The 20,129-nt window shown below is 73.2% G+C and carries 19 protein-coding genes and 1 pseudogene; 7 read left to right on the top strand and 13 right to left on the bottom strand.

Features of this window, described 5'->3' with window-relative positions:
- A partial coding sequence (locus tag G3I42_RS05475; protein ID WP_203606401.1) for a right-handed parallel beta-helix repeat-containing protein occupies positions 1–1,861 on the top strand: 1,861 nt, incomplete at its 5' end.
- A 91-nt stretch (positions 1,862–1,952) separates the two neighbouring features.
- On the opposite strand, the gene G3I42_RS05480 is transcribed toward G3I42_RS05475, so the two are convergent.
- On the bottom strand, positions 1,953–2,954 hold the full coding sequence (locus G3I42_RS05480) for an SDR family NAD(P)-dependent oxidoreductase (RefSeq protein ID WP_164282873.1): 1,002 nt from the start codon (positions 2,952–2,954) through the stop codon (positions 1,953–1,955).
- A gap of 74 nt (positions 2,955–3,028) precedes the next feature.
- Here G3I42_RS05480 and G3I42_RS05485 point away from each other — a divergent pair, with 74 nt between their 5' ends.
- Entirely contained in the window at positions 3,029–3,970 is a 942-nt protein-coding gene (locus G3I42_RS05485) for an AraC family transcriptional regulator (protein WP_164282875.1), read from the top strand.
- Positions 3,971–4,047: 77 nt separating this feature from the next.
- Here the strand turns inward: G3I42_RS05485 and G3I42_RS05490 are convergent, their stop codons facing one another.
- Positions 4,048–4,893: an AraC family transcriptional regulator gene (locus tag G3I42_RS05490; protein WP_164282877.1), complete on the bottom strand. Its 846-nt coding sequence runs from the start codon at positions 4,891–4,893 to the stop codon at positions 4,048–4,050.
- A gap of 93 nt (positions 4,894–4,986) precedes the next feature.
- On the opposite strand from G3I42_RS05490, the gene G3I42_RS05495 reads away from it, so the two are divergent.
- Positions 4,987–5,763, top strand: coding sequence for an alpha/beta hydrolase (locus G3I42_RS05495; RefSeq protein WP_164282879.1), 777 nt, complete (start codon positions 4,987–4,989; stop codon positions 5,761–5,763).
- A 54-nt stretch (positions 5,764–5,817) separates the two neighbouring features.
- Here the strand turns inward: G3I42_RS05495 and G3I42_RS05500 are convergent, their stop codons facing one another.
- From G3I42_RS05500 to G3I42_RS05525, 6 genes are all read right to left on the bottom strand, one after another.
- Positions 5,818–7,332 carry a carboxylesterase family protein gene (locus G3I42_RS05500; protein ID WP_164282881.1) on the bottom strand — a complete coding sequence of 505 codons (1,515 nt, stop codon included), beginning with the start codon at positions 7,330–7,332 and terminating at the stop codon, positions 5,818–5,820.
- A 66-nt stretch (positions 7,333–7,398) separates the two neighbouring features.
- On the bottom strand, positions 7,399–7,878 hold the full coding sequence (locus G3I42_RS05505; RefSeq protein ID WP_164282883.1) for an ester cyclase: 480 nt from the start codon (positions 7,876–7,878) through the stop codon (positions 7,399–7,401).
- On the bottom strand, positions 7,875–8,423 hold the full coding sequence (locus tag G3I42_RS05510; protein WP_164282884.1) for a cupin domain-containing protein: 549 nt from the start codon (positions 8,421–8,423) through the stop codon (positions 7,875–7,877). The genes G3I42_RS05505 and G3I42_RS05510 overlap by 4 nt, the downstream gene beginning before the upstream one ends.
- A gap of 58 nt (positions 8,424–8,481) precedes the next feature.
- Positions 8,482–9,324 carry an aldolase/citrate lyase family protein gene (locus G3I42_RS05515; RefSeq protein ID WP_164282887.1) on the bottom strand — a complete coding sequence of 281 codons (843 nt, stop codon included), beginning with the start codon at positions 9,322–9,324 and terminating at the stop codon, positions 8,482–8,484.
- 130 nt (positions 9,325–9,454) lie between these two features.
- On the bottom strand, positions 9,455–9,886 hold the full coding sequence (locus tag G3I42_RS05520; protein WP_164282889.1) for a heme-binding protein: 432 nt from the start codon (positions 9,884–9,886) through the stop codon (positions 9,455–9,457).
- Entirely contained in the window at positions 9,883–10,392 is a 510-nt protein-coding gene (locus tag G3I42_RS05525; protein WP_164282891.1) for a VOC family protein, read from the bottom strand. The genes G3I42_RS05520 and G3I42_RS05525 overlap by 4 nt, the downstream gene beginning before the upstream one ends.
- 95 nt (positions 10,393–10,487) lie before the next feature.
- Here G3I42_RS05525 and G3I42_RS05530 point away from each other — a divergent pair, with 95 nt between their 5' ends.
- Positions 10,488–11,111, top strand: a complete 624-nt coding sequence (locus G3I42_RS05530) for a TetR/AcrR family transcriptional regulator (RefSeq protein WP_164282893.1) — start codon at positions 10,488–10,490, stop codon at positions 11,109–11,111.
- Positions 11,112–11,214: 103 nt separating this feature from the next.
- On the opposite strand, the gene G3I42_RS05535 is transcribed toward G3I42_RS05530, so the two are convergent.
- A complete protein-coding gene (locus G3I42_RS05535) occupies positions 11,215–11,982 on the bottom strand; it encodes an MBL fold metallo-hydrolase (RefSeq protein ID WP_164282894.1) in 768 nt (255 codons plus the stop codon).
- 112 nt (positions 11,983–12,094) lie between these two features.
- On the opposite strand from G3I42_RS05535, the gene G3I42_RS05540 reads away from it, so the two are divergent.
- Positions 12,095–12,736 carry a TetR/AcrR family transcriptional regulator gene (locus G3I42_RS05540; RefSeq protein ID WP_164282896.1) on the top strand — a complete coding sequence of 214 codons (642 nt, stop codon included), beginning with the start codon at positions 12,095–12,097 and terminating at the stop codon, positions 12,734–12,736.
- A 30-nt stretch (positions 12,737–12,766) separates the two neighbouring features.
- On the opposite strand, the pseudogene G3I42_RS05545 reads toward G3I42_RS05540, so the two are convergent.
- A pseudogene (locus tag G3I42_RS05545) lies at positions 12,767–12,919 on the bottom strand (Uma2 family endonuclease); the annotation flags it as partial.
- Between the two features lie 63 nt (positions 12,920–12,982).
- On the opposite strand from G3I42_RS05545, the gene G3I42_RS05550 reads away from it, so the two are divergent.
- Entirely contained in the window at positions 12,983–15,034 is a 2,052-nt protein-coding gene (locus G3I42_RS05550; protein WP_164282898.1) for a thioredoxin domain-containing protein, read from the top strand.
- Positions 15,035–15,194: 160 nt separating this feature from the next.
- Here the strand turns inward: G3I42_RS05550 and G3I42_RS05555 are convergent, their stop codons facing one another.
- The 3 genes from G3I42_RS05555 to G3I42_RS05565 form a co-directional block, all read right to left on the bottom strand.
- Positions 15,195–15,374, bottom strand: coding sequence for a hypothetical protein (locus G3I42_RS05555; RefSeq protein WP_164282900.1), 180 nt, complete (start codon positions 15,372–15,374; stop codon positions 15,195–15,197).
- 517 nt (positions 15,375–15,891) lie between these two features.
- The gene (locus G3I42_RS05560; RefSeq protein ID WP_343244463.1) at positions 15,892–16,635 is read right to left on the bottom strand and encodes a Mut7-C RNAse domain-containing protein; all 744 of its coding nucleotides are present in this window, start codon (positions 16,633–16,635) and stop codon (positions 15,892–15,894) included.
- A gap of 146 nt (positions 16,636–16,781) precedes the next feature.
- Positions 16,782–17,510 (bottom strand): hemolysin III family protein, encoded by a 729-nt coding sequence (locus tag G3I42_RS05565; protein ID WP_164282904.1) that lies wholly within the window; start codon positions 17,508–17,510, stop codon positions 16,782–16,784.
- 501 nt (positions 17,511–18,011) lie between these two features.
- Here G3I42_RS05565 and G3I42_RS05570 point away from each other — a divergent pair.
- Positions 18,012–19,835, top strand: a complete 1,824-nt coding sequence (locus tag G3I42_RS05570; protein ID WP_164282906.1) for a phosphoenolpyruvate carboxykinase (GTP) — start codon at positions 18,012–18,014, stop codon at positions 19,833–19,835.
- The last annotated feature ends 294 nt before the right edge of the window (positions 19,836–20,129 follow it).

Below are 20,129 nucleotides of genomic sequence, written 5' to 3' on the forward strand. Positions count from 1 at the left end.
GCCGGCGTCGCACGGGCGCGGCCGTCGCGGGACCGGCCGCCCGGGCGGCGATCACGGTGTGCTCGCCGGACTCGGTGCCAAGGTGACGGGCGCGGCCGTCGCGGCCGGGGTGGCCGCGCTCGTGGTGACCGGCATCGTCATGATCCCGTCGGGCGCGGACTACTCCGTCAGCGCGCGGAGCACGGCCGCCCAGGCGAGCCCGTCCGCGCTGACCTCGCCGGCGCCGAGGCCCTCCGCCCCTGTGGAGACTCGCGCCCCCGCGCCTTCCCCCGCTGCCGCGAGCGTGCGCACGTCCCGGCCCGCGAAGGCCCCCGTACCCACCTACTTCGTGAGCGCCAAAGGCAACGACTCCAACCCCGGCACGTCAGCCGGAGCGCCGTTCCGCACCCTCCAGAAGGCCGCGGACCTGGCCGGCCCCGGCGATGTCGTCGCGGTCATGAACGGCACGTACACCGAGCCCCGCAAGGGCTCCAACGTGCTGACCGTCACACGCTCCGGGCGGCCGGGCGCCCCCATCACCTTCATGGCATATCCCGGACAGCGGCCGGTCCTGCACCCGAGAACGGCGTGGAACGGCATCAGCGTCTACGGCGCGTCCCACATCGTCATCGAGAACCTGGAGGTCGAGGGCAACAACGCGGCACTGTCCCTGGCCGACGCCGAACGCTCGTCGAGCAGGACCGATCCCACGTACAACACCAACTGCATAGCGGTGGAGAAGAACCGGGAGTCCGGCGCGTTCCCCCACCACGTCGACATCATCGGCAACCTGGTGCACGACTGCGCGGGCGGCGGGATCTCCGCGATCGAGGCCGACGACATCGACATCGTCGGCAACCACGTCCACTCCAACTCCTGGTTCACCGTCTTCGGCAGCAGCGGCATCTCCGTCCTCACCCCCCGTGGCGGCGACGGTTCCCGGACGTATGGCATCCGCATCACCGGAAACCGCGTCCACGACAACGAGACCAAGGTCAAGTGGGAGGGCTGCCGCTGCTATTCCGACGGCAACGGCATCATCGTGGACACGACGAAGGGCGACCCCGCGCGCGGGAGGCCGGCCTACGACGGACGCGTCCTGGTCGCCAACAAAGTCTCGTACGACAACGGCGGTTCAGGCATCCACGCCTACCGGAGCCAGCACGTCGACATCGTCCACAACACGGCCTACCTGAACGGCCGCAGCCCCCGCATCACATCGCCCTACGCCAACATCTTCGCCCACGACAGCACCGACGTACGGCTCCTCGACAACATCGCCTACGGCCGTCCGGGGCAGGCGACCAACAGCACGTCCGGCAACGTGGACGTGACGTACGACTACAACGTCTACTTCGGCGGCAAGGCCCCCGAGACCAAGGGCCCGCACGACCTCGTCGCCGACCCGCGGTTCGCCGCTCCCGGCACGGGCCCGGACGCGGACTTCCGGCTCACGAAGGGCTCGCCCGCCATCGGCTCCGGCACCCCGTTCCCCGCCGTGAGCACCGACTTCACCGGGGCGCCCCGCAAGGGCGGCGCACCGGAGCGGGGCGCGTACAGCTTCGGAGCCGCCGAGGAGACCGTCGCGGGCAGCGGTGGGGCGTCGGCGGCGGCCCAGGAGAACCCGGACACCGCCGCGGGTTCCGGCGCGGAGACAGGCACGGACGCGGCGGGCACGGACACGGCGGGCACGGGTGCGGCGGGCACGGACGCGGCATCCGGCCCGTCCGGTGACGCCGGCTCCGGCCCCTCGGCCCAGGGAGGCGGCGAGCCGCTGGCCGAGACCGGCGGGTCCGACCCGGTCCTCCCGCTGAGCATCGCCGCGGGCGTACTGGTCGTCGGAGCCGGTCTCTTCGTGCTCGCCCGGCGCAGGCGGTCGTGACAGGGCCGGGCCGTCGCCGTGCCCGCGGCGACGGCCCGGTCCCTGCCGTGACCGACACGGTCAGGGCCGCCGTCGTCGGCAGCCGCCGAGGTCATGCCGTGATCAGCCGCTCGCTCAGCTCCCACAGGCGCCGCGCGGACCGGGGGTCGACGGAGTGCGGCACGGCGTTCTGCGAGCGGATCAGGTCGGCTCCCTGGGCGTCCGGGTCGTGGGCGTCGTCCAGGGGCGAGATGTCGTTGTCCCTGAGGTAGACGCCCCCGATGTCGGCGAGCAGGGGGCTGGTGGCCCCGAAGACGAGGGTGGCCGCTCCCTGCTGCGGGGTCTTCTTCCCGCTCCCGGGGTCGATGACCGGCCGGCCCGCGTCGTCGACCAGGCCCACCGCTTGCCACATGGCCCGCACCTGGTCGGCGGGCATCGAACTGCCCAGCCGCGTACCGACGACGATGCCCGGGTGCGCGGCGTAGCCGTGGATTCCGTCCTCGGCCCAGCGGCGGTCCAGGTCGACGGCGAACAGGACGTTGGCGGTCTTGGACTGCGCGTAGGCGAGCTGGCCGTCGTAGCCGGTGGCGAAGTGCGGGTCGTCCCAGCGGATGCCGCTGATACGTGTGGCGCCCGAGGTCGTGTTGACCACGCGGGCACCGCGGGCCGCGCGCAGTGCGGGCAACAGGCCCAGGGTCAGCTGGAAGTGGCCGAGATGGTTGGTCGCGAACTGCGCCTCGTAGCCGCGCGCGTCCAGGGTCCGCTCGGCGGGGGCCATGATCCCGGCGTTGTTGCAGAGGATGTGGAGGGGACGGCCGGAGGCCAGCCAGTGGGTGGCGAAGGCGTCGATCGAGGCGGGGTCCAGCAGGTCGAGCCGGGCGATCTCGACGCGTGCGACGCCGGCGAGGGCCGGTGCCGCGCGCTCCGGGTGGCGCGAGCCGACGACGACCGACGCGCCCGCCCTGGCCAGCGCACGGGTGACCTGGAGACCGAGCCCGACGTGGCCGCCGGTGACGACGGCGTTCTTGCCCGACAGGTCGATGCCCGCGAGGACTTCGTCGGCGGTCGAGGCGGGGGTGAAGCCGGAACCGAGGGGGTGCTGCTTGTGTGTCATGCCCTTCAGTCTGGGAACGGGCAGGAGGACTTTGAATAATTGATAGTGCGGATTTTTTGCGCGAGAGTACGGGCATGGCCGGTGACGCTCTCTCCGAGGTCTTCCATCTCGTCGAGATCCGCGGGCTGGTGTCGGGCGGGTTCGCGGCACGAGGCCCCTGGGTGGCGCGAGCCCCCCTCGGGGACCCGCTGAAGCTCGTCGCGATGGTCTACGGCCGGGCCCGGCTGATCACGGACGGCATGGACGGGCCGATCGGGATGGAGCCCGGCGACGTCGCCATCCTGAACGACCGGTCCTGGCTCAGGCAGGAGGGCGGTACCGGCGACGGACCGCGCCAGGAGATCCGGCCCGAGGAGAACTTCACGCGGCTCGCCGGCGCCGACCGCGGCACCGACGACGTCGTGATCGGCATGGCGGTCGATCTCAACGCGGCGGGCCGGGCGCTGCTGCTGCGGGCGCTGCCCCCGGTGGGCCACGTCCGGGCCTCCGCCGCCACCGCGACCAGCCTGCGCGCCGGTCTCGACCGGCTGTTCGACGAGGTCGCGGCGGACCGGATCGGTTCGGAGTTCGCGGTCCGGCAGTACGGCCAGCTCGTGCTGCTCGAAGTCCTGCGCGCGTACATCGGCCAGACCGAACTCCCTCCGGGATGGCTGCGGCTGCTGACCGACGAACGTCTGCGTCCGGCGCTCGACCTCATGCACGCCTCCCCCGGGAAGCCCTGGAGCCTGCCGGAACTGGCGCGCGCCGCGGCGATGTCCCGCACGTCCTTCGCCGAGCGTTTCCGGACGGTGTCGGGCCAGCCGCCGCTCACCTACCTCAACCGCTGGCGGATACTCCTGGCCCAACGTGCCCTCCGCGACCAGGATGTCCGCATCGGGTCGCTGGGCTCCGGCCTGGGTTACGCGTCCGAGAGCGCCTTCAGCTCCGCGTTCAAACGGGAGGTGGGGGAGTCGCCCCTGCGCTACCGGAACCGGGTCCGCGACGCGGCACCGGCCCGCACCGGGCCCACGCGGTGACGCGGCACCGGCCCGGACCGGCCACGCGCCGGTGACCCCTCGGCGTCCGCTTCCGCTCCGCGGGAGGCAGGACCTGCTCAGGGGGTGGACGTCGTGGCCTGCCAGGCCCCCGGGGGCATGCCCGTCGCCCTCCGGAAGAACACCGAGAAGGCGGTCGCGTCCGGGAAGCCGAGTGCGTCGGCGCAGCGCGCCGCGGTGAGGCGGTCGTGTGCGAGGAGCCGTTTGGCCTCCAGGACGATCCGTTCGACGAGGTACGCCTTGGCGGTGCGGCCGGTGACCTGTCGCACCGCCCTGGAGAGGGTCCGGGGCGCGTACCCCAGGGTCCGGGCGTAGTAGCCGGCGTCGTGGTGTTCCCGGAAGTGCGCTTCGACGCTGGCGCGGAACGGCTGGAACACCGGATGGGCCGGCCGCGCTGCGGCGTGTGGTGGCCGGAGCCGGGCGAGGAGTGCCGAGAGCAGGATCTCGGGCAGTTCCGTCGAGACGTCCGGGGGCGGGGCGGACGCTTCGAGGAGGAGGTGATCGCGCGCGGCGTCGACGTACGGCCGGTCGGCGTCGGGGATGTCCCACCGTACGACCGGGTCCGGGGACGCGGCGAGTTCCCGGGTGGCGTGCGTGACCGGCGCGGTCGGGACGAACAGGACGAGGTGTCCTGCCACGTCGGCGATGTCGTCCCAGCGGTGCACCGCTCCGGGAGCGACCCACACCGCGGACCGCGCTCGGAGGGGGTGCCGGTGGAAGTCGACGGTGACGGACCCGTGCCCGGCGTCGACGACGGCCAGGACGTGGAAGTCGGCACGCTGCGTCCCGCCGTCGTTCCGGGCGCGGAGGCCGGCGAACGTCATCGTCTCGACCGCGGCCGCCCGACGGGCGAGGGGCTGGTACGTCATCTGCCGGATCACGGTCACGTGTCCAGTTTTCACCATCGGAGGTCCCGTCACGGCGATGCCCCGGCGCACCCGCGGGAGTTCGATGGAGACACGGAACGACCGGCCACGCACCGATGGAGGAGAGCCACGATGAGCACGACACGGCAGGCGTCACTGCCCGTTTACGACCACCGGCCGGGGAGCGGGCCGACCCTGGTGTTCCTGCACTACTGGGGTGGCTCCGCCCGCACCTGGGACCTCGTCGTCGACCGTCTCCCGGGCCGTGACGTGCTCACCGTCGACTTCCGTGGGTGGAGCCGGTCGCGCGGCATGTCCGGCCCGTACTCGCTGCGCCGGTTCGCCGACGACACGCTCGCCGTGCTCGACGACGCGGGCGTCACCGACCATGTCCTGGTCGGGCATTCCATGGGCGGCAAGGTCGCGCAGCTGGTCGCGGCGACGCGGCCCGCCGGTCTGCGCGGGATCGTCCTCGTCGGTCCCGCTCCGGCGAGGCCCGGCCCGGGGATCACCCCCGAGTACCGGGAGGCCCTTTCCCACGCCTACGACTCGGACGAGTCCGCGGCCGGGGCACGGGACGGCGTCCTCACCGCGACCGCGCTGCCCGCCGCGGTCAAGGCGCGGATCGTGAGGGATTCGCGGGCGGGCGCCGACGCCGCCCGCGCCGAGTGGCCGCTGCGCGGAATCGCGGAGGACATCACCGGGCACACCCGCGCGATCCGCGTCCCCGCCCTCGTCGTCGCCGGGCAGGAGGACCGCGTCGAGCCCGCCGACGTCCTCCGCGACCACCTGATGCCGTACCTCTCCCGAGCCGACCTCATGGTGCTCCCCGGCACGGGTCATCTGATGCCGCTGGAGGCTCCGGCCGGCCTCGCCGACGCCCTCACGGCCTTCGCGGCGGCGCTCTGACCGCCCGTCACCCGCGACCGAGGCGGGAGCCGCCCTCGGGAGGGCCGCCGAGTGTCAGTTTCCCCGGCCCTCTCCCGCCGCCTTCGCGCGCTGCGAGCGGATGAGCGCCGTCACGGGACTGATCTCCAGGGGCTTGCTGGTGGTCACGGCGTCGATGACGGTGCACCGCGGGTCCCCGGCGTCGTAGGCCGGCCACGCGGTGCCGTCGCGGTGGCGCGGCACCCCCGTACGGGCGAACTCGGTCCAGGCGGTCTGCACCGCGTCCTGGACCTGGACGTCCGTGGCGTCGTAGTAGCCCTCCCGGTCGAGGCGCCCGAAGACGTACGGGTTCTCGGCCGCGTGGCACGCCCTGGTGCCGTCCTTCTCCGCCCCCGGGGAGACGCGGGCGAAGCGGTAGGAGTACGAGGTGCGGCCGAGCGCGGCGAAACGGTCGAGCGTGGCGAGCGCGGGCTCCAGCCACACGGCGGCCGTGCAGACCTCCGCGAGCGCCTCGTACGGGGTCAGCCCACGCCCCGTCAGCTCCCGCACGATGTCCTCGGCGGCGTCGCCCCCGAGGGCGCGCGCCATGTGCGTCAACGTCTCGTGCGTGTACGCGTCCTCGGGCCGCACCTCCGGGTGCGCGTAGAGGGCGTCCGGCCGGATGAACATCCGCGCCTCGTCCTCGGTGCAGCCGAGCAGGACCGGTACGTCCTCGGGCCACCCCTCGAACCCGGCGGTGATGACCTCGTCGTCGACGACCGGGTACCAGACCAGATTCGCGGGTGTGTGCACCTGGCCTTCGGGCGGGAAGATCCCGCTGTGGGCCAGCGACGCCGCCCGCACCGGTTCGGACCCGACCGCGCGCATCGCCCCGACCGAGTCGCAGCCGAGAGCGGACCGCAGGCGACGGGTCGCGGCGTGCGCCCGCTCGTACGAGGGGGAGCCGACAACGGCGTAGTCCTCGAAGCCCGCGCTCTGGATGATCGCGCGGTGGAACAGCCCCCGCGCCGACGGCGCGGAGAGCAGGGCCCGGGTCGCGGCGGCCCCGGCGGACTGGCCGAAGACGGTCACGCGGCCCGGGTCGCCCCCGAACGCCTCGGCGTTGGCCCTGACCCACTCCAGACCCCGGACCCAGTCGGTGACGGCGAAGTTCGCGCCCGCCTCGGGGTCGGTCAGGAAGCCGAAGGCGCCGAGCCGGTACTCGACGGAGACGACGGTGACCCCGCGCCCGGCCAGCGAAGTGCCGTCGTACAGCGGCATCGACGCGGCCCCGTTGAGGAAGCCGCCGCCGTGTATCCAGAACATCACCGGCTGCCGCGCGGCCGGATCGAGGCTGGTCGTCCAGACGTTGAGGTAGAGGCAGTCCTCGCTCTGGCCTCCCTGCGGCGTGTGCGCCGTGTTCGCGCTCTGGATCGGGTCGGGCGCGAACGCGGACGCGTCGCGGACGCCCTCCCACCGGGCCGGGGGCCGCGCGTGCCGCCAGCGCAGTTCGCCGACGGGCGGTGCCGCGAACGGGATGCCGAGGAATCGGTGGACATCGCCGTCCCGGACACCGCGCACGGTGCCGAGGTGTGTGCGTACATCAGTCATGAGGGGAGTGCCTTTCTACTTCTCGGAGACGACCGCGGGAGAGGCTCTGCCCGGCGTCTCACCGGGTCACTTCGCCGTGAGCTGGGCGCGCAGGCCCGCCATGTCCGCGATCGCCCAGTGCTCGACGTAGCGGCCGTCGCGCAGCCGGATGATGTCCATGACGGCGAACTCGACCGTCCTCCCCGTGGCGGGTACGCCGAGGAAGTCGCCCCGGTGGGTGGCCCGGTAGGACTTGCGGGTGAGGACCTTGTCGCCTTCGGCGATCTGGTCGTGGAGGCTGACCACCAGGTCGGGGAAGGCGGGGCGCAGGATCTCGTTGAAGAAGAAGGCCGCGCCGTCGGGCCCGGCCGGCTGCCCCGGGTGGGGGGTGTGGTTGACGAACGCGGGGTCCATCGTGCGCGCGTAGACGTCCATGTCACCGCCCTCGATGAACGCCTTGTTGAAGTGGGCCACGACGGCCTTGTTGCGCTCCTGCTCCGTGCTCCTGTGCTCCGCGCTCCTGTGCTCGCCGCTCCTGTGCTCCCCGTTCCTGTGCTCCGCGCTCATGCCACGGACCCCGCAGGGGTGGCGTCGATCATGGTGCCGACCAGCAGGCACGGGCCGTCGGAGCGGTTGCTCCAGCCGTGGTTGACCCCCCGGATGATGACCGTGTCGCCCGGCCGCATCAGGACCTCGCCGGTGTCCGTGACCAGGTAGATCTCGCCGCGCGCGATGGTGATGCAGTCCAGCGTGTCCGTGCGGTGCATCGTGGGGTGGCGCAGCGCGTCGGCCTGGGTGGGCGTGTGCTTCTGGCCCACCTCCGTGTTGAGCGCGGCGAACTGCTCGCGGTGCTCCTCCGGGGCCATGTCCGGCCACAGCTCCAGGGCGCGGACCAGCATGCCGCCCGGCTGGGGCTCGCGCTGCGCGCCGACGCCCTCGGCAACGGAGCGGTCACCCCCGACGGTGTTGTCGACCGGGAGCTCCTGGGTCGCCCACAGGGTGGAGCGCCAGAAGAACCCCTCCTTGGACTGGACGTTGGCCGGCTCCGTTTCGAGGATGGCGGACTGCCCCTCGTCGTCGGGGCCCAGGACGTACCTCTTGATGTCGGCCATGACTGCCTCTCTTGGGTCGTGCGGTACTTGGGGGTGGTGGTCGTGCTCCGTGCCCGCCTCAGTAGTGGGCGGGGAAGCCGCTTTCGGGGGCCGGTGGGCGGGAGTAGGCGCTCCCGGCCACCGCCGAGTCGAGCGCGGCGACGGTGTTCTCGCAGACCAGGCGGAACGCCATGACGTCGATTCCCAGGCAGAACACCCGGATTCCGTCCTCAAGCGCCTTGGCGCAGCTCTCGTGCGTCGGGTCGAGGATGGGGCCGCCCATGAGCACGACATCGTTGCGTGCCGCGGCTTCCTTCACCTTCGCGTAGGCGTCGCGCACCTTGGTGCTGCTGTGCATCCGGGCGCCTTCCCCCATCGCGAAGGCGAGTTCACCGGCAGCGAAGCACAGGACGCGGACCTGCTCGACGGCGCAGATCTCCTCGATGTTCTCCAGCGCCTCCAGCGTTTCGATGAGCGGGATGAGCAGCAGGCTCTCGTCGCTGTCCGCCGCGTGCCGGGCGAAGGAGCGGAGGGAGTAGCCGGCGGCCCGGTAGGCGGGACAGATGCCGCGCCTCCCGGCCGGGGGATAGAGCGTCGCGTCCAGCAGGGCGCGGATGTCGGCGGCGGACCGGGCCATCGGCACGATCAGCCCGTGGGCTCCGGCTTCCAGCGCCCGCCGCGCCGCGGTGGTGTCGTCGGGCTCGGGGATGCGCACCAGGGAGAGCAGCCCGGCACCGTCGGCGGTGCGGATCGTGTCCTCCAGCGCGCGGGGGTTGGTGGCGCAGTGTTCGCTGTCCAGCCACACGTAGTCGAACCCGGTGCGCCCGAGGACCTCGATCAGCGTGTGGTCCCCGGTGAAGCACTGCATGCCCACCGGAACCGTCTCGTCGTTCAGCATCGCCAGCAGGCGGTTCGCAGCCATCGCGGGGGTCCGTTCCCTCTCGTGCGTGGGTGGGTGGGGGCTTGTGGATCTGGGGGTTCGTGGGCCTGAACGCGGTTGAGCGCTCCGGCGGTTGGGCGCGTGGGGCAAGCACTGGAATCAGGCGCCGGGGTCAGGCGCCGGGGTCGGTGCGTAGGCCGCCGGTCGCCTCGATGCCGTGGACGGCGCACTCCTCGTCGTGGTCGGGAAGGTGGCCGCTGACGCCGACGGCCCCGACGACGTCCCCGTCGCGGTCTCGTACGAGAACCCCGCCGGCCACGGGGACGAGGTCCCCTTCGGCCAGCTCCACCAGCGCGTTGACGAAGTGCGGGTGGGCCTCCGCCCGGCCCGCCAGGGCCCGGCTGCCCACGCCCATGTTCAGCGCGCCGCGCGCCTTGCCCACCGCGATGCGCTCGCGCAGCAGCGAGGACCGGTCCTCGCGGGCGAAGGCGAGCAGATGGCCGCCCGCGTCCAGGACGGCGACGGTCATCGGGGGGAAGTCCCGTTCGCGCGCGTGCAGCAGAGCGTGGTCCAGGATCGTGCGGGCCTGCGCGTAGCCGATCATTCGTCCCGCGCTTCCGGTACGGCGTTCCGTACGGAGTTCCGCGGGACGTTCGGCAGGTCGTTCTCCACGGCGTTCCGGGCGATGTTCTGTACGGCGGATGCGAGGCCGCCCGCCGGAGCGGTGTACAGCCGCAGGAGGGTTCCGTCGGGGTCGTGGAAGCTGAGGGCGTGGCCGAGGCGTGCTTCGGTGACCGGGCCGTGCGCGACGCCCGCGCTGTCCAACTGTGCCGCCCAGGTGTCGAGTTCGGCGCGGTCACCGACGCCGAGGGTGAGCGGGTCGTAACCGCCCGCCGTCGCCACCGCCTCGGGGGCCAGGCGCAGTTGCAGCGGAGTGTCCAGACCGGGCAGGGCGACGACCACCGAGTAGCGGTTGCCGGCCGGGTCGTGGTGGTCGAGGCCGGGGATGCGGGTGGCTCCCAGCGCCGTGGCGTACCAGGCGGCGCTGGTTTCCAGGTCGGACACGGGCAGGGTCACGTGGTGCAGGCCGGTCAGGCGAGGAGGGGACATGGCACTCCCAAAGAGAAACGAACGTTTCCGTATGTGGCGACGGTAGGTCCGCCGGACCTCATAGCGCAAGAGATCGTTTCCGTTACGATGAGAAAATGCCTCGTCTCAGCGAAGACACCCGCGCAAGACGGCGCGAACACATCCTCAGGAGCGCGTGGGCCTGCTTCTCGCGGGACGGCTTCCACGCCGCCTCCATGGACGACGTGATCGCCGCGACAGGCGTCTCGTCCAGTGCGGTCTACCGCTACTTCCGCAGCAAGGAAGAGCTGATCGACGCCACTGTGGAGGTCGGCCTGGGGCTGGTGCGGGACATCTTCGACCGCATTCTGGAGGCGCGGCCGACCCCTGGCCCGGCCGAGACCCTCGCCACGATCGTCGACGAACTGCGCGACCGGACCGAGCACCCGGACTACGACCTGTCCAAGATCGCGATGCAGACCTGGGCCGAAGCGCTGCGTCGCCCCCCACTGCGCGAACGGACCCGAGCGCTCTACGCCGAGACGCAGGAGCGTCTCGCCGAACTCGCCGCCCGCTGGAAGGACGACGGACGCCTCCCGGCGCACGCGGAGCCGGAGGCCGCGGCGGCGGTGATCTTCGCGCTGATGCACGGCCTCATCGTCTGCCGTCACATGGCCGACGACGTCTCCGCCGATACGCTCGTGCGGGGCCTGTCCGCGCTCGGCGCCGGCGTGGCGGGGGAGCGCCCGGCGAAGGACTGAGCGGGGCGTACCGGCGGACCGTCCGCTGTCCCGTCGTCACCGCACCGTGCGTCGGCCCGCGGCGGACCGGGCGGTTGGTGGGGGCGCCCCGGCGGTTGTCGCTTCAGGTGGCCCCGTACTCCCTGGCTTCGCGGGCCGCAGCGGCGGCGCTCCGGGTGAGCGGCTCGCCGTGCCCCGGGAGCGTCAGCGGGTGGTCCAGCGCGGCGAGCCGGTCCAGGGAGGCGAGGGCGGCGGCGCTGTCGCTGGTGAACGCCCGGCAGACGGTGGCCGGCCCGCGGTGTCCGGTGATGCCGTCGTGCGTGACCAGGGCGTCGCCGGTGAAGACGGCCCCCTCCTCGGGGAAGGCGTAGGCGACGCTTCCGGGGGTGTGGCCGGGGAGGCTCAGCGCCGTCGGCCGGCCGGGAAGCGAGTCGAAGGCCGTGTCTCCGCCGAACGGGCGGGCATGGGCGAACCGGGGTGCGGTGAAGCCGCCGAGCAGGGCCATGCGCAGAGGGGTGCCGAGGGCGGCCGGGCGCCGCAGGAGGTACGGCGCCATGGAGCGCTCGGGCTTCGCGTGCCGCATCGAGCTGCGCGGTCCGTCGAGGAGGGTCGCGGCATCCTCCTGGTGGACGTGGATCTCGGCGCCGGCCCGGTGCAGCGCGGTGACGAGGCCGGTGTGGTCGGGGTGGGAGTGGGTGAGCAGGACGGCCGAGATGTCGGACAGGTGGTGACCGGTGCTCGACAGGTGCGCGCGCAGGTGGTCCAGGTGCCGGGGCAGGCCGGCGTCCACGAGGACGAGCCCGTCGCGATGGCGGACCAGGTAGAAGTTGACGACGTCGTCGCCGAGTCGGTCGATGCCGGGGGCGACGGTGCGGGCTGCGGTGGTGCGCATCGGGGGCTCCGGTGAGCGGGAGAATGGTGAGGCGGGGCGTGGCGGGCTCGGTGGCGGGCTTGCGCCGCGCATTGGATACAAGCCACTGTAATCAATATGGGAGGTCTCGGCGGTGCCGTCCAGTGATCCGGCGGAACGCAGGCCGTACGACGCCAGTGGGCGCCAGGCCGCCGCCCGGCGCAAACGCGCCGCCGTCCTGCGGGCGTGCCGGGAACTCCTGCTGTCCGAGGGGTACCAGGCCACGACGATGCGCGCGGTCGCGCAGCGGGCCGGAGTCTCCCCGGAGACCGTGTACAAGACGTACGGCAGCAAGCCCGGCCTGATGAAGGCGGTGTGGGACACGACGCTGGCTGGAGACGACGAGCCGGTGCCGATGTCCGAGCGCCCCGCCCTCCGGCAGGTGTGGGCCGAAGAGAACCCGGACGCCAAGCTGCGCGGCTACGCGGCCTTCGTCTGCGGCGTACACACCCGGACCGCCTCGTTGTTCGCCCTGCTCAGCGAGGCGGGCCCCGAGGTGGCGCAACTCCTCGCAGTGACCGAGAGGGAGCGCCTGACCGGAGTCGCCGCCTTCGTGGAGCACCTGTCCGGACTGGGCATGCTCCGCCCCGGCGTCGACCCCGCCGGAGAGACCGACGCCTGCTGGGTCCTCACCGGCCCCCACATCTACACCCGCCTGACCGGCGACCGGCACTGGGACGGAGAGGCATACCGGCAGTGGCTGCACCGCATGCTCGCAGCCTGCCTCCTGCCGTGAGACCGCGCGGCGCACCGGGCTCCGTCGCTGTCAGACGGCTCCCAGGTCGACAGCGACGGAGAAGGGCGCAGCGGTCTTGATCGCGCCGGTGAACATGGCGCCGTCCCTGTACGCCTTGGTGGCGGGGTCGAGGACGTACGTGTACACGATCGGGACCCCAGTGGCGCCCTGCTCGACCCGCCACCGAAGCCGCCCACCGAGTCGTGGCACACCGGTCGCGCCAGGCGCTGTGAGAGGCTGGGCCGTATGAACCGGTTGGCTGGTGCGACCTCGCCTTATTTGCTGCAACATGCCGATAATCCGGTCGACTGGTGGCCGTGGGGGCCGGAGGCGTTCGCGGAAGCGGAACGACGGGACGTGCCCGTCCTGCTGTCGGTCGGTTACTCGGCCTGTCACTGGTGCCACGTCATGGCGCACGAGTCCTTCGAGGACGTTGAGACCGCCGCGTACATGAACGAGCACTTCGTCAGTGTCAAGGTGGACCGGGAGGAACGGCCCGACGTCGATGCCGTGTACATGGAGGCCGTGCAGGCGGCCACCGGGCACGGGGGGTGGCCCATGACGGTGTTTCTGACGCCGGAGGCGGAGCCGTTCTACTTCGGTACGTACTTCCCGCCGCGTCCGCTGCACGGCACGCCCGCCTTCCGGCAGGTACTCGAAGGGGTGCGGGCCGCGTGGGCCGATCGCCGTGCGGAGGTCGCCGATGTGGCCGCGCGGGTCACGGCCGACCTCACGGGGCGTGGGCTGGGGTTGCCCGCGGACGCCGAGCCGCCCGGTGCCGACGCGCTCGGCGCGGCCCTGCTCGGCCTGACCCGTGACTACGACTCCCGCCACGGCGGTTTCGGGGGCGCGCCCAAGTTCCCGCCGTCCATGGTCCTGGAGTTCCTGCTCCGCCACTACGCCCGCACCGGCGCCGAGGGCGCCCTCCAGATGGCCGCCGACACCGCCGAGCACATGGCCCGCGGCGGCATCTACGACCAGCTCGGCGGCGGCTTCGCCCGCTACGCGGTCGACCGCGAGTGGATCGTGCCCCACTTCGAGAAGATGCTCTCGGACAACGCCCTCCTGTGCCGCTTCTACGCCCACCTGTGGCGGGCCACCGGATCGGCCCTCGCCCGGCGGGTCGCTCTGGAGACCGCCGACTTCCTCGTCCGCGAACTGCGCACCGCCGAAGGCGGTTTCGCCTCCGCGCTCGACGCCGACAGCGACGACGGCACGGGCCGTCACGTCGAAGGCGCCTACTACGTGTGGACGCCGCAGCAACTGCGCGAGGTGCTCGGGGACGCGGACGCGGCCCTCGCCGCCGCCCACTTCGGCGTCACCGACGACGGCACCTTCGAGCACGGCAGCTCCGTGCTCAGGCTGCCCCGCACGGACGGCTACGACAGCCCGCCCGTCGACGCCGCCCGGCTCGACCGCATCCGGCGCGCACTGCTCGCCGCGCGCGACACCCGGCCCGCCCCGGGCAGGGACGACAAGGTCGTCGCCGCCTGGAACGGCCTCGCCGTCGCCGCTCTCGCCGAGACCGGGGCCTACTTCGACCGCCCCGACCTCGTCGAAGCCGCGCTCGGCGCCGCCGACCTCCTCGTCCGCGTCCACCTCGACACCCACGGCCGCCTGAGCCGCACGTCCCGCGACGGCCTGCCCGGCACCAACGCCGGTGTCCTGGAGGACTACGCCGACATCGCCGAAGGCTTCCTCACGCTCGCCTCCGTGACCGGCGAGGGCGTGTGGACGGACTTCGCCGGGCTGCTGCTCGACCACGTCCTCGGCCGCTTCCGCGACGAGAGCGGAGCGCTGTACGACACCGCGGCCGACGCCGAAACCCTCATCCACCGCCCCCAGGACCCCACCGACAACGCGACCCCCTCCGGCTGGAACGCCGCCGCCGGCGCCCTCCTCACCTACGCCGCCCTCACCGGTTCCACCCCCCACCGCGCCGCCGCCGAACAAGCCCTCTCCGTCGTCCGCGCCCTGGCCCCCCGCGCCCCCCGCTTCGTCGGCCACGGCCTCGCGGTCGCCGAAGCCCTCCTCGCGGGCCCCTACGAGGTCGCCGTCGTCGGCGCCCCCGACGACCCGCGCACCCGCGGTCTCCACCGCACCGCCCTCCTCGCCACCTCCCCCGGCATGGTCGTCGCCGCGGGCCCGCCCTCCGCCGACCCCGAATTCCCGCTCCTCGCCGACCGCCCCCTGGTCGACGGCGCCCCGGCCGCCTACCTGTGCCGAGGCTTCGTCTGCGACCGACCCGAAACGGACCCGGCCCGGGTGGCGGAGCGGCTGGGCGCCCGCGAGGCGTAGCCCTGGGGCGCGACGGCCGCAGGGGGGGCTGGGGCTCGGAACGGGGCGCCAAGCCGGGCCGAGCCCGGGGCCGGGGCCGGCCGCGCCGCTCAGCGAGTCCGCCACATCCGGGGCGGACACCCCGCTCGGCGAGTCCGGGGCCGCTGCGCCTCGTCGCGGGTCAGTTCTCCTCCCTTGCGCCCCACCCCCACACCCGCAGCGCGCCGATCTTGGCGAAGCCCGCCCTCTCCGCCAGGGCGAGAGCGGGGCCGCGCTCGTAGCCCACCAGGGGGAGGCCCGTCGTGGCCGCGTGCGCCACCGCCGTGTCGCGGACCGCCGCTTCCCCCGTGCTCGCCCACACGTGGGAGATCCCGACGGCTTCGGCTCCCCTGTGGAGGACCGCTCCGCCGCGCGGGGTGCCCGTCTCGTCGCGGATCTCCAGGACGCGTACCGCTCCGTCCCCCAGGAGCGCGGGCCGGAGCAGGCCGCTCGGCGACCCGGTCCACGCCCTCTCCCAGTTCTCCAGCGCCGCCCCGGTGGTGACGGCTCTCGCCTCCCAGCCCGCCGGAGGGGCGTGGGGCCAGGTGGCCGGTACAGCCAGCTCGCCGTGAAGAGCCGGGAGAAGCCGTGCGGCGCGAGGTCGAGCACGGCGTAGCTGTCCTTCACCGCGGCCCCGGGCGCGGAGGTGTCGATCGCCGCGAGGACCGCGGCGGGGGAGACCTGGGGGCTCAGCGTCACCGCGTCGGGGTAGTACGGCGGCGCGCGGCGCGGCACGGACCACAGGGCGGGGGCGAGCACACCCGTGACGCTGTGCGTGGCGCACACCCTCGCGCACCATGTGGCGTTGTCGCGGACGGCGAGAGCGAGCGGGCCGGACGTCAGGGGGCCACCTCCGTCTCCGCGGCCTGGCCGACGGTCGCGAGGGCGTCGGCCACGACGCGGGCCAGACGGTCGTGGTGGGCGCCGCGCCAGTAGACCCGGCCGCAGTCGGGGCATTCCGCGTAGACGTCGTACGTGGTGCGGGTGCCGGCGTCGATGCGGTCGGCCACCTCCGCCAGGGTGGCGGGGCGGAGGGGGGCGTTGCACGCGGTGCAGCGGGTCCACGGGCGCAGGCGGGGGCGGAACCGGTCGAGGACGTCGGGGAGTTGTTCCTCGGGGCGGTGGCTGTACACGTACGCCCCTGCCCACAGCTCGCGACGGCGCAGCAGTCCCCGGTCGCGGCTGAGCAGCACCCTGCGTTCGGCGGCCGACCGGGTGGCGAGTGCCGCGTCGCCCGGGTCCTCCTGCTGGTAGGCGGTGTCCACTCCGAGCAGGCGCAGGCGGCGGGCGAGCGTGCCGAGGTGGACGTCGAGCAGGAAGCGGAGCGGCGCGCCCGGTACCCGCTGGGGACGCTCGACGGGAGCGACGGCGACGCGCTCACCGCCGGCCGGTATGAAGGAGACCGGCACCGGTGTGCCGTCCCGGGTGAGGCCGCCCACCTCGGTGAGCGGCACGCCGAGCGACTCCACGAGGTGGCCCAGCGTGGAGACGCCGTCCGCGCGCGCGGTCAGGGTCAGGCGGCCCTGGGGCAGGAAGGTCTCCATGCCGGGCGCGAAGGTGAGGACGAGGTCGGTTCCGTTCACGTCCACAGACTTGCACGGGCGCCGTGCAGGCCGCCGCACTTTATCCACAGGCGCTGTGGATCGTCAGCTCATCACACCGCGCGCCGAACGACCCGGCCCTCGCCCGGACCCCGTTTCCCCACCCGCCCCCGCCTCGGCCCCGCCTCTCACCCGTGCTGATAAGCCACCAGCGAGATCCCCACGTAGTGCACGACGAACGCCGCGAGCGTGAGGGAGTGGAAGACCTCGTGGAACCCGAACCAGCGCGGCGACGGGTTGGGCCGCTTGATCCCGTAGATCACACCGCCCGCGCTGTAGAGCAGGCCGCCGACGAGCACGAGGACGAACACCGCGACGCCGCCCGCGCGCATGAAGTCCGGCAGGAAGAAGACCGCCGCCCAGCCCATCGCGATGTAGCAGGGCGTGTAGAGCCAGCGCGGGGCGCCCACCCAGAAGACCCGGAAGGCGATGCCCGCCGCGGCGGCGGCCCAGATCGCCCACAGCAGCCACGTGCCCTTGCCGCTCGGCAGGAGGAGCAGCGTCAGCGGCGTGTAGGTGCCCGCGATGATCAGGAAGATGTTGGCGTGGTCCAGCCTGCGCAGCACCGCCTCGCCGCGCGGGCCCCAGTTCCCCCGGTGGTACAGCGCGCTCACGCCGAAGAGCAGGCACGCCGTCAGGACGTAGATCGCGCAGGCGACGCGCCCTCGGCCCGAGTCCGCGAACGCGGTCAGGACGAGACCGGCCGCCACCACCGCGGGGAACATCCCCGCGTGCAGCCAGCCGCGCATCCGTGGCTTGACCACGGCCGGGAGGGCGAGAGCGAGGGGCGTGGAGGCCGCCTCCGCCGTCGTCCCGGAGGGGTCGGGAGCGGTCGTGGAGTCGTGCGTCGTGGTCATCTGCCGCGTGTCCTTCGAGCCGGTGTCCGGTAGAGGGGTGGGTGCGCGTGTCCGCCCCGCGTGCGCGAAGCGGGGGCCTGGGGGAGTCGGGGACGTGGAGGAGTGGCGGGCGAGGGCCGGAGCGGCCCGCCCGGCCGGTCGGGCGAAGCCCGCGTCCCGTCGAACGGGCGCGGTCGTACCGGCATCGTAGCGAGGCCGGTTGAACACTCCGCCGCCCCGCCCCCCGCCTCCCCCGCCCCCGTCCCGCGCCTCCCCGCCGCCGTCCCCTCCGCCCCCGCCGTGTCCCGCGTCACCCCGCTCACATGGGCGGCCCCCTGGACAGATGCGCGGGAAAGGCGCAGGATCATATGAGTGCGGTCGGCACCGGATGAGCGGCTACGAGAGCGTCCGGGTCGCGGCCCCCACGGGGCAGACGGCAATCACACCCTCGTTTAGGAGCAATTCGTGGCGCGCGACATCGCGGCTCCCCTGTCCTCCGACACTCTCGGCACGACCAACGGCATCCCCCACCCCGGAACCGCTGCCGACACCCCGCCGACCAGGCACGCGGAGCTGCGCGCCTGGGTCGCGAAGATCGCCGCCCTCACCGAGCCGGACCAGGTGGTGTGGTGCGACGGCTCCGAGGCGGAGTACGACCGGCTCGCCGCCGGACTCGTGCGCCAGGGCACCTTCCGCAAGCTCGACGCGACGCTCCGCCCGAACTCGTACTACGCCGCCTCGGACCCCTCCGACGTCGCGCGCGTCGAGGACCGGACCTTCATCTGCTCCGAGAAGGAGGCGGACGCGGGTCCCACGAACCACTGGCAGGACCCGGCCGTCATGCGCGAGACCTTCCAGGGCGAGAACGGCGTCTTCCGCGGCGCGATGCGCGGGCGCACGATGTACGTCGTGCCGTTCTGCATGGGGCCGCTCGGCTCGCCGCTCTCCGCGATCGGCGTGGAGCTGACCGACTCCGCGTACGTCGCCGTGTCGATGCGCACCATGACGCGCATGGGGCGGGCCGTGCTCGACGAACTGGGCGAGGACGGCTTCTTCGTCAAGGCCGTGCACAGCGTCGGCGCCCCGCTCCGGGAGGGCGAGGCCGACGTGCCATGGCCCTGCAACCCCACCAAGTACATCTCGCACTTCCCCGAGGACCGCGAGATCTGGTCCTACGGCTCCGGCTACGGCGGCAACGCGCTGCTCGGCAAGAAGTGCTACGCGCTGCGCATCGCCTCGGTCATGGCGCGCGACGAGGGCTGGCTCGCCGAGCACATGCTCATCCTCAAGCTGACGCCGCCGCGCGGTGCGTCGAAGTACGTCGCCGCCGCCTTCCCGAGCGCCTGCGGGAAGACGAACCTCGCGATGCTGGAGCCGACCGTCAAGGGCTGGACCGTCGAGACCATCGGCGACGACATCGCCTGGATGCGCTTCGGCGAGGACGGCAGGCTCTACGCGATCAACCCCGAGGCCGGTTTCTTCGGCGTCGCCCCCGGCACGGGCGAGCACACCAACGCCAACGCGATGAAGACCCTGTGGGGCAACGCCGTCTTCACCAACGTCGCGCTCACCGACGACGGCGACGTGTGGTGGGAGGGCATGACCGAGGAGCCGCCCGCGCACCTCACCGACTGGCGCGGCAACGACTGGACGCCCGCGAGCGACACGCCCGCCGCGCACCCCAACGCGCGCTTCACGGTGCCCGCCGCGCAGTGCCCGATCATCGCGCCGGAGTGGGAGGACCCGAAGGGCGTGCCGATCTCGGCGATCCTCTTCGGCGGGCGCCGCGCGAGCGCCGTACCGCTCGTCACCGAGTCCTTCGACTGGAACCACGGCGTCTTCCTCGGCGCCAACGTCGCGAGCGAGAAGACCGCCGCGGCCGAGGGCAAGGTCGGCGAGCTGCGCCGCGACCCCTTCGCCATGCTGCCCTTCTGCGGCTACAACATGGGCGACTACATGGGGCACTGGATCGACGTCGCCAAGGGCAAGGACCCGGCGAAGCTGCCGAAGATCTACTACGTGAACTGGTTCCGCAAGGACGGGACGGGGCGCTTCGTGTGGCCCGGCTTCGGCGAGAACAGTCGCGTCCTGAAGTGGATCGTGGACCGGCTCGACGGCCGTGCCGAGGGCGTCGAGAGCCCCATCGGCGTCCTCCCGGCGAAGGGCGCGCTCGACACCGAGGGTCTCGATCTCTCCGCCTCCGACCTCGACCACCTGCTCACGGTCGACAGGGACGTGTGGCGCGAGGAGGCCGCGCTCGTCCCCGAGCACCTCAACACCTTCGGCGACCACACCCCGAAGGAGCTGTGGGACGAGTACCGCGCGCTGGTGCGGCGCCTCGGCTGACGGCGCCGGTCCGCCGGTGAACCCCAAGGGGCGGGGCCCCTCGCACAAAGGCGTGCGAGGGGCCCCGCCCCCTGCTGTCGGCTCTGGTCGGTCCTGGCCCCGCTTCGTCGCACGTGCGGTGCGTACGGTGCGCGCGCTGCGTGCGTACGGCTCAGGCCGCGAGGGCCGCGGGCCGCACGGAGCCGGTGGGGCCGGCCGCCGCCGCGTGGGCCTCCATGCGGCGGGCGGCGAGGATCGCGGCGCCCGTGTCGGCGCGCGAGGCGGCGACGACGAGGGCGCGCCCGGCGAGCGCGT

It is taken from the genome of Streptomyces sp. SID11385, from assembly GCF_010548245.1.
Lineage (GTDB): Bacteria > Actinomycetota > Actinomycetes > Streptomycetales > Streptomycetaceae > Streptomyces.